Raw genomic sequence first — 10,310 nt, forward strand, 5'->3', positions numbered from 1 at the left:
ACGCTGATTATTAACCAGCTAAGTGCTTAATTATTCAGAATTTTCACATTGTTGATTCTTCCGGAAGCTTCCTCAACTTTTATCAGGTAAATACCTGATGGGAATTCGGAAAAATCACAACTTTTTTTGTGTTTTATGGAAGTAAGAATTCTTCCATTCATATCAAATACATCAATATTTACTAAATATGGCAGTTCAAACTGCTTATTGATAAAACTGTAATTCAGTTTATTTTTAACTACATGATCCAGTGACGTATTTACAGACACAGAACCATCACTTAATGCACCAAAGTCATCTACCGAAACAACCTTCAGATCCTCAATTATATTCATACCTTCAATAACAGAAAACGTGTTTTCTTCGGCAAAACCAATAAAGTTTCCCTGAAAATATATGACGTAACCAACAGCTTCAGGCACCATATCCCAAGAAAGCTGATTTCCAGAAAGCTGAACATTCTGTGGATCATACAGTGGTGTAACTGCAGGTACCGGATCCCAGTATTCCTGTATATTATCGCTGTTGTGCAGAAAGAATTTAAATGCATACCGGTTTAATTGCGTTTCGCTCAACTGATAGCTCCATGATACCCTTTGAGAGACATCAACAAGATTACCTTCCGGGTTTATATTATGGTATTCTGCAAAGTAACTGGATAAATGATTGTCATCGGACCAGGTACTCCATCCTTCGGGCTTAATTTGATTTCCCAAAGTGCATTCAATAAATACCGATGATGCATTGGGTTGCCATGGCCGGCCTAAGTAAACAGAATTATCCGCAACACCCTCTGCTGCAGTAACGTTGCAATAACGAAAAAGCAATCCATGGTAAAATTTCCCGGAAGAAAGATACGTTATCAGTTTTGCATCTGCCGGAGCTGTAATATAACTTCCCCCCGGGATACTTCTGATGGTACAACTGTCAAAAACCGTGGTTGCGTCTCCATAGATATAATCCGTATTCCCTTCCACAGTACATTTATAATTGTATTGTCTGCGCTTATGCGCATAATACGTATCCTGATTTCCTAAAAAACGGCAGTTTTTGAATGCGGTTCTGTCACCAATTGTACGGATGGCGACAGCCTGCCCCACAGGTCCTGCTGAATTTTGAATGGTAATGTTCTCCATGTACAAATCCGCTCCTTCAGCCAGAAATGTATAGCTATCTGCACCAGAGATTGTGGTGCCGTCTACTGTGCGGCCCTGATAATCATCCCAGTCCAGAATTACTGATTCAACATCTTCACCGATTATACTTACATTGGTCTTTGCAGATGTTAACCAGATTTTCTCATGATAAACACCGCTTTTGACAAATATCAGTGTGCGTTGAGAAGCATTATCCTGCACAGCATTGAGAGCATCAATAATATTGGTAAAATCACCTGCTCCCTCCGTGTCAACAACAATATCAAATACCTGTGCCACAGAAGCAGTAATACCTATCTGAAAAATTAGTATAATAAATATAGATCTGATCATTTCAATTCTTGATAAGCTTAGAGACCAAAACATCTCCTGATTGAGTTTCTGCCTTAATAATATAGCATCCACTATTTAAATGAACAGTAATTTCTGAATTCTCACTGTAACCATCATTTAAACTCAGCACTGCCCTTCCAGTAGCATCAAACAACCATAAGTTTGTGATTGCCTTATTACAACTAACTCTGAATTTATCATTCACCGGATTCGGATAAACATTGAAAACAGGTTTTGAAATTACTTTTTGTGTTGAAGTTTTAACCGTTTCACCGGTCAAAGAAAACAGATAAAGTTCAAGATTGGAATATCCACTTGCTGTTATAATTCTAAAATCAGTTCCGTCATCTGGATTAAGATTATTTGCTTCTTCCCATGCATCAGGCATACCGTCTTTGTCCCTGTCAGCAGGAGCCTGATCTGCGGGTGTTTCCTGATAGACATCCCATGCTGTTGTTCCTTCAGGAGCATCATTGGGCACAAGGTTATGCTGCGTATCTATCAATCCTGAATTCACACCTAAAACAGGTGTTGTTTTATCACCTACTACATATTGATATCTAACAATACCAATTTCTCCATTAACTTCTTTTATAACCCTTTCGTCAATTGCATCTCTTTTAGGTAATGTGGCACCCACATTCTCGAGTACCGAGACATAGGATTCCTGGGCTGTTTGGGTATAATCGTTGTAATCCTCCAAAACGCCATCTGACTTTACATGCTCAACGTCTGATTTAATACTGTCCTTAGGAGAAAAACTGATTCCCTGCCAGTTATTATCGGTTACGGACTGGTTACCATTCATGTAATTCCCGTCAACATACCATTTTGCATAGCCACATAAAGGAACATCAGTACGGTTCAGAGAAGGCGCTGCAATAGTTGTTCCACTTGTGGCCGGACCGGGTTTAAAGTAGTTATTCACTACATTTACATGGCTGTAGCCTGTACAACTTGGGGTTCCTTCCCATTCTCCACCATAAAAAGCACCGGATGATCCCCAGTTGAAATTCACATTATCTCTGTAATCAACTAATGCATACACATCGTTTTTGTTTGATCCATTGATTCGTGGCATTCTGGAATTATGATGAGCCAAAAGGTTATGATGGTAAGAGGCATATTCTCCTCCCCACTGTGTACCATAACCTCTTGGTCCTTTAGGGTGAAAGGAACTATATAATGATTCACTAATGATACACCACTGCACCGTTGTGTTATCATTACTTGAGAAATGCGTTGTTTCCTCGATGGCCCAACTAAATGAACAATGGTCTATAATAAAATTACCCCCATTTTCAATTCTAAAGGCTGAAGTTATTTCACCAAGTTCATCACCAGGTCTGGAACGAATATACCGTACAATTACATTATCTGAACCGGAAAAATTAAGTGTTCCTCCCCTGAAACATATCCCATCCCCAGGTGCTGTTTCTCCGGCAATGGTCATATAACTCCTTTCTACTCTTAGCTCTCCTTTCAAATTTATAACACCCCCTACACGAAATACAATATACAAAGGCCTTTGAAAATTTGGAATAACAGTACCATTAACTGTAATATCCTCTATGCCCTGTTTAACGGCCCAACGGAAGCTACCTGTCGGAGGATTATCCACATCATCTTCAAGGTTTGTCACCTGAACAACAATACCATAACTTGTTCTTAAACCTGCTGCCCTTGCTCCTTTTGCATATTTACCATATCCTTCTGCTGAAGGAAATGCCAGAAGCTCCTGTGCTACAGATGAAACAGATAAAAGTAATATCCCTGCTCCAACCAAAACCTTCCTTTTAAAACTCATCCTTAACAATCTTAATTTTAAATTTTACATTACTCTGCTAACGGGTCAAAAGTTCCATTAACCCATCCCAGAGTCTGCTCAACGGCAGGGCTTTTAGACAACATAGAGGAACTTACTGCGAAAAAATCGTATAAAGGAAGGTAGTTTAAAGATTTAACTTCCCCACCAACAATACTCTCCATTATTCGTATATTAGTTGTAAAATATGAATTATAATTATTGGGATCATTTAAATCGACATAACCGCCCATTGTTGCAGTATCAATTCTGTTCCATCCAAAATACGGTGAATTCCGATCACTTATTCTCCTATTCCATGGAGACTTAGCCCTAATATCGAACCCTAATCGCTGAGTCCCATTTAGTTTTGGCGTAAAACTTCCTAAATCTTCCCTAAACATTAAACGGCGACGTAAATCCCAATAGCGTTTGTTTTCAAATGCAAATTCAATTTGTCGTTCTTTCATAATCAATTGCCGCAGCTCTTCCTTTGAAGCAGAGTTTGGAATTCCAAAATCACCATCTCCAGATTCAATGCCTGCTCTATTCCGTATCTTTCTAATTTCAATAAGTGCTTCGTCTATTTTACCAATCTCATTTGCACTTTCCGCAAAATTCAATAATACTTCAGCATATCTGAGCTCATGCCAAGTCGTACTTGTTTGTCCTGTATTTTCCTCAGCAATTAACGGATCGGTTGCCTTCTTACAATAAAAACCGGTTGCCGGACTTCTTTTATTTTCTTGCATATTCAAATAATATGTCCACTGAATTTGATCATCCCTACCATTCATTATCCATTCGCAACCATTATAACCTATTGTTGCATAAAACCGTGGATCACGATTCTTCCAAAAAACCGTTGAATCATAGCCTGAACCATCTTCGTCTATCCGTTTTCCATTCACCATTGGAAATGCTTTAACAAGGTTCCAGGTAGGAGCATAACTTCCATCCCCACCCCCTGATGGAGGTCGAACTTTGCCCTCCCAATCACTGGTATAATCAGTTCCTGCATTTGCATCAAACCTTTTATAGATAACTGCTTCAACATTTTCAAGAACATTAGTAGTGAAAACTTTGCTAAAATCAGGGTATAAATTTCTGGGCGTGCTCATCTGCGATAATTTATCAATAGCTTCCTTATTTGCATCATATGCACTCTGCCATCTACTTTGATCATTATTTCGGTTAAACAACGGACTTGCCCATGTCAAAAGAATTCGTCCTTTAAAAGCAGTGGCTGCACCACTCGTAATTCGTCCCTTATCTTCACTTCTCGCCCAATCAACTGGCAACCATGAAATAGCACTATCAAGATCTGCTAGAATTAAATCAATCGAAACAGATGTTTTACTGCGCGGAACATTCAGATCGTCAAAGAATGGATCCTGAGTATTCATAACCATAGGCACACCACCATTGGCTCTTACCATTTCCCAATATCTCCAGGCCCTGAAAAAAAGAGCCTGAGCTAGAATAGGGTTCTTAACATCATCACTCAAAGAAGAAGATTTCAGACCATCGATGCAAATATTAATACGTCTGATTAATTGATATTTATTGCGATGTATAATTTGTACTGCATTTATATCATTCATACCGATTCCTCCATAAAGGAGATCTGTATAAGAATCAGAGCTCGAAAAAGTTTCGTCGCTAAGTGGACTATTCGTTCCTAGCGACATATCAGGCATATTATCCTCATATAAATTATTCACATACAATATTGACTGATCAGCATTTTCCCAAATATTATCATCAATAACGTTTAAATCTCTTTTATCTAATACTTTTTCACAAGAAGAAAGTAAAACCAGTAAAAATAGAGCTATAATATTGGTTAATATTTTCATTTGATTCATTTTTATGTTTTTTAAAATCCTGACTTGATCATTTAAAAACTAAAGCTTAATCCTAGATTAAATTTCTTCAAATAAGGATATGTGTTAAATCTGGCAATAGCATCTTCTTTATAACTAAATGTTGATACTGGAGTCCATAAATTGGTGCCTACAAAAAACACCCTAAACTGAGGTATCTTATACTTATCAGCTAATTTTTTTGGCATCTCATAAGATATATTCAATGTTTTCAGCCTTAATTGATAAACGTCTTTCATCCAGAATGTTGAAACAAGGCTATTTTCTGAATCATAAGCCGGATTTGGATATTCTGCATTAATGTTATCCGGTGTCCAAATATCTTTCCAAAAAGATGGTGCATTCTCGTATGGAGATGTTGGGGCTTTTCTTGCGGCTTTATCAACAACTTTATTTGTTATACCATAGGCCATTCCCCAATTCATACTCATTTTGAGTTGTCTCCAACCAGCCCCCATGGTAACAAATGTTGGAAGTAAGTTCTTCAGAACAAAATGATCATTTACACGTTCCACATAAGTTCTGTCATACGCCTCATTTATCCAACCATCTGGTTCGTATACGATTTGAGGCTCACCTAATGACGGATCTCCGGGACGTCCAATATCCTGAAAATAAAAGCTTCCTAAGCCTGAACTTGGATTTTCAGGTGTACCATCCATTCCGTAATAATCATGCCCCCACTTTGCATTCCATTCAGCATTTATAGCATCCATTTGTTGCTGTGTTCGAATTATTCCATTATTTAAAAAACCTTCTTCTCTTCCTGCTGCGAATGTAGCCTGACCTATCGGATACCTAAAATCATTTGTATCATATTGGGTAGGTCTCTCCAGAATACGGTTTGAATAAAATGAAAATATTGCATTAACATTCCAACTAAAATCAGAGCCCACTCTCCCTCTGTAACCAACTGACATGTCATACCCCCAGGCTTCCAAACGGCCCAGGTTCTGGCTTGGCATATCTCCAATTCCACTTGTTTCAGGCAAAGTGGTCGTTGTCTGATCAAGAATATCATACTGATATGTATAATAACCATCAGCAGTGATGCTTAATCTGTTGTTTAAAAATTTCAAATCAATACCGACATTCTGCATCTGAGATTTTTCCCAAGAAACTCCAGAACTTATGACATCTGTTTTGCCAGCAACATCCATTCCAGCAATAGCGGTACCACTACCAAATAAATAACTGCCAGATGGCCCATAGCTCAATTTATATTCATAAGGACCAACAGAAGGATAACCTGTTAAACCATATGAATATCTAATTTTAAGAAAATCAACAAACCTCAATTTGGTTTTAATAAAATCTTCTTCAGAAAGTACCCATCCGACTGCAAAAGCAGGAAACAGTCCGGCACGTTCTCCTGGCGCAAATAATGTACTTACATCATATCTTAATGTTGATTCAAATAAATATTTGTTTGCATACGAATAGTTTAATCTAAAAACGGCACCCAGATCACCACTTTCGCCCATATTACCATCACTAACTGCAGCGAGTCTGTCAAATGCTCTCTGTGTTTCAACACCATAAAACTGAAGTCCCTGTGCTACAGCACTAAATCCATATGATCTACCCTCGGTCTGTTCATAAGTAAAAAAAGATGTTATATCGTGAAGACCAAATTTCTTCTTGTAAGTTAAACTGAAATTAAACTGATAATTCTGTCCAAAATTGTAAGATTCAGAAATTCTGTCATTATTTGTTATTGTTTTCTCATCCAAAACAATATCACTCAGCATATATCTTCCATCCAATACCTGAAATTCATATAAAGTGTATGGAACACTATATTGTTTTGAATAACTGTGATTCTCTCTTCTACTATAGGTTGCTGTTGCTACAAGCCCATCAAGTTTTTTAAACTTATATTCTAATCTTAAATTAAGTGTATTTCCCTTATCTATATCATCCTTAAAACTTTTAGTATCAAACAAAGCGTATGGATTAAAATCAAGGTTATTATTAACCGGTTTCCCATCCATATAAGGCGGCATCCAGGGCGGTGCCTGTAGAAGTTCTAAAAATAATCCTTCCATCGTATTATTACCTACTCCCGACAAATAAGGTCTTTTAAAATCTCTGTTATCAAGAGCCAAAGTAACGGATGCTGTTAAATTATCTGTAATATTAGCATCTAAACCAATACGATAAGTATATTTCCCAACACCCAGATCTGGGAAATTACCTTCTGTGTATACATAGGTACCACCAGCATAATAGGTAAAAACATCACCCCCTCCTGATATATTAATAGTATGTCTGGATATTGATGATGGTTGCCACACCCCTCCTAGCCAATCATAATTTACTGAACTTAAAGCACTTAACTCCTCATCAGAAATTGGCACCCATGATCCTGGATTTCTAACACTTTGAATAGCATCTACAGATTTGAATAAATCATGTGTACTTAACATTTCAGTCAATTGAGTAGCGTCCATTATTCCCTGACTTCCTGAATAATTCACTCTCAACTTACCTTTACGTCCTCTTTTTGTTTTTACTAAAACTACACCATTGGCTCCTTTGCTACCATAAACTGCAGCAGAAGCATCTTTCAGAACTGAAATACTTTGTATCTCAGAAGGATCCAGCATATCAAATGCTTCCTGTGACATTTCAAATCCGTCTACAATATAAAGTGGAGATGGATCTTTAGCTCCTCCACCGGAAGTTCCAAAAGTTGTTTCAGCTCTAATTCTGACTCTAGTTTGAGCACCCGGATTACCTGTTGGTTGAGCGGGAGAAACAAATACGCCAGCCATTCTACCTTCTAATAAGTTCGTTAAACTTGTTGCAGGAATATCTTCAATTTCTGCTGTAGTCATGCTAGAAACGGCTCCAACTAAGTTAGCCCTTTTAACTGTTCCATAACCGACAACAACTTCTACCTCCTGGAGATTTACATTATCATTTTCCAAGGTGATATCAATAAGAGTTCTTCCATTTACTGGAACTAACTTCTTAACATAACCAATAAAAGTAACCTGCAATGTATCACTTGCATTAGCTTGAATTGAATAATGACCGTTGAAATCTGTTATCGCACCTCTTGCTTTATTCAGGATTAAAATATTTACCCCGATTAAAGGTTCTCCCTCTTCATCAGTTATATCACCTGAAATACTTATCTGTCCAGTTTGCTGAGCAAATGAAGCAAATACCACAACAAAAAGTAAGAAAAATGCGACTAACATTTTTGATAATTGATAGGGAAATAGATCAGTCCAGATATCCTTTAATTTAAAAAATGTGGAATTTTTCATTAATATTAGAATTAGATTTTAAATTATCAAATAAATTCAAATGCTTCACCTGCTATATTTAATTAAAATTGGAAGAATAGCAAACGCTATCCTTCCAATAAAACAATTAAGTGAATTATACTATTTATATAGTACTAACTTGGATGTTTTGATATAGTTTCCTGATTGAACCTTTACCAAATAAATCCCCGAAGGGGCATCATCCAAAGTAACCAGATTGGTTTGCTTTTCTGACTTAACCAGCTGACCGTTCAGTTTGAATATTTCAATATCAGCCACCTTATTCAGTTTTACCGTGTTTTTATAGCTAAATACTTTGATCAGATCATTCTGAATATTCTGGTTTGCTGATGGCAAATCACCATAGACTTTAAAGTCATGAATACGAACAGCCTGCTGAACCGGATCCGCAGGACGGATTTGTAACATCACATTTTCAGCATAAATTGCATCCTCCCACAACATCCCTTTGGCTGATGGGGTACAGTTAAAAGTACTTTCTGTTTTTTCCAGTGTAAACGGATCTTTTGTAAAACTTGAAGCCCAGGCAGCATCACCGGGTTGATACCGCAAGGTATCCCAGTTTGCACCATCATCCAGGCTAAAAAGAACCATAAATCCTCTTCTTTGACCACCACAGCTTGAATGCGAATATTGTATGGCTTCTACAAACTCCATTGCCCTGAGGTCAATATAGAACTCACCCCTCTTATTGCCATAGCCCAGACGCGCTATCTCAACAAATCCATCTGACACTCCGGGAGTAGTTGGATCAGGTTCAATTGGTGTACCATCAGATTCCATAGATGCTGCAACACCCCATTGCGGCGCAAAAGCGCAGGAATCCCAGGTATAAATCACTTCAAGATCAGAATTCAGATACTTAACAGTTTTGCTTCCGCTAATATTTGCAGGAATTGTTTCCAGTGTTTCGTCATCTGTCACCGGTTTACTATCCGTTGTTCTGTTAGCCATCAGATCCCAGTTGCCATAAAAGTCAAACCCTGAAAAATCCTCATCTAAAACCTTTGGTGATCCGGGATTTAGTGTTTCCCATCCTGTACCTGTACCCGTATCCTGGGCGTATAAACCTAATCCACAACCCAATGTGGCTATTGCAATAAATGTAAAAATTCTTTTTCTCATAATCTTCTACTTTTAGTTAATATGAAATGCTATATCTCTCTTAATAAGTAATGGCCTTTTCCTTTAATTTACCGAATTTTAATTTTTTACTCCAAACTAAAACTTCCTTATGGTTCTTATTCCGCATGTTTGAAAAGTATAATATATGCACATACTTTACTGAACTAAAATTCTTTATGTTGTTATAATTGTATTTTTTAAACCTGCAACGAACCTAGATATCCTTTATTCGAGGCGTAAATCCAATTAAAGAGTAAAAAAAATTTTCTATAGAAAAAGTTTAAAAATGGGGAACGCAGAGCGTCCCCCATTTAGTTTAAATTTATTAGTTAGTTTTTACAACTTTAAACAATTTACTTACACCAGCACTTTCAGCCTTAATGATATATAATCCTGAGCCGTCAATACTAATGTTTTCTTTGCTTGAAGATGGTACAACCTGCTTAATAACCTTTCCTGATAAGTTGTAAACAGTTATCATACCAGGTTCGTTTGCAAATTCTACTGTGAATGTGCCTGAAGTTATACTTGGATATACAGTTACAGAAGCTTCACTCTGTACTTTGTTTACTCCAACTGAACTTTGTACAAGTTCGGTTGGTACTTCAAGTCCAGCCAACATGTAAACAGCATTCCGCCATAATGTCAAACCTTCACTTGTCAGGTTATTGCCCCAGTTACGTATAATTGAACCATAGTTCTGACA

At 37.3% G+C, this 10,310-nt stretch carries 6 protein-coding genes; all 6 read right to left on the reverse strand.

Features of this window, described 5'->3' with window-relative positions; all coding sequences use genetic code 11:
- Positions 1 to 26 precede the first annotated feature (26 nt).
- Positions 27 to 1,490, reverse strand: a complete 1,464-nt coding sequence (locus tag ACE01N_RS12070) for a pectinesterase family protein (protein ID WP_380589070.1) — start codon at positions 1,488 to 1,490, stop codon at positions 27 to 29.
- A gap of 1 nt (position 1,491) precedes the next feature.
- Positions 1,492 to 3,297 (reverse strand): T9SS type A sorting domain-containing protein, encoded by a 1,806-nt coding sequence (locus ACE01N_RS12075; protein ID WP_380589073.1) that lies wholly within the window; start codon positions 3,295 to 3,297, stop codon positions 1,492 to 1,494.
- A gap of 29 nt (positions 3,298 to 3,326) precedes the next feature.
- The gene (locus ACE01N_RS12080; protein ID WP_380589077.1) at positions 3,327 to 5,153 is read right to left on the reverse strand and encodes a RagB/SusD family nutrient uptake outer membrane protein; all 1,827 of its coding nucleotides are present in this window, start codon (positions 5,151 to 5,153) and stop codon (positions 3,327 to 3,329) included.
- A 41-nt stretch (positions 5,154 to 5,194) separates the two neighbouring features.
- On the reverse strand, positions 5,195 to 8,458 hold the full coding sequence (locus tag ACE01N_RS12085) for a SusC/RagA family TonB-linked outer membrane protein (protein ID WP_380589081.1): 3,264 nt from the start codon (positions 8,456 to 8,458) through the stop codon (positions 5,195 to 5,197).
- A 120-nt stretch (positions 8,459 to 8,578) separates the two neighbouring features.
- Positions 8,579 to 9,604 (reverse strand): T9SS type A sorting domain-containing protein, encoded by a 1,026-nt coding sequence (locus ACE01N_RS12090; protein ID WP_380589084.1) that lies wholly within the window; start codon positions 9,602 to 9,604, stop codon positions 8,579 to 8,581.
- A 325-nt stretch (positions 9,605 to 9,929) separates the two neighbouring features.
- On the reverse strand, positions 9,930 to 10,310 hold a 381-nt coding region (locus ACE01N_RS12095), incomplete at its 5' end, for a T9SS type A sorting domain-containing protein (RefSeq protein WP_380589087.1).

It is taken from the genome of Quyinboa ferrireducens, assembly GCF_042436675.1.
Classification (GTDB): Bacteria; Bacteroidota; Bacteroidia; order Bacteroidales; family UBA5342; genus JBHJHP01.

Coding starts and splice junctions, on each gene's coding strand:
- ACE01N_RS12070 (WP_380589070.1), bottom strand. CDS start 1,490: ATGATCAGATCTATATTTATTATACTAATTTTTCAGATAGGTATTACT.
- ACE01N_RS12075 (WP_380589073.1), bottom strand. CDS start 3,297: ATGAGTTTTAAAAGGAAGGTTTTGGTTGGAGCAGGGATATTACTTTTA.
- ACE01N_RS12080 (WP_380589077.1), bottom strand. CDS start 5,153: ATGAAAATATTAACCAATATTATAGCTCTATTTTTACTGGTTTTACTT.
- ACE01N_RS12085 (WP_380589081.1), bottom strand. CDS start 8,458: ATGAAAAATTCCACATTTTTTAAATTAAAGGATATCTGGACTGATCTA.
- ACE01N_RS12090 (WP_380589084.1), bottom strand. CDS start 9,604: ATGAGAAAAAGAATTTTTACATTTATTGCAATAGCCACATTGGGTTGT.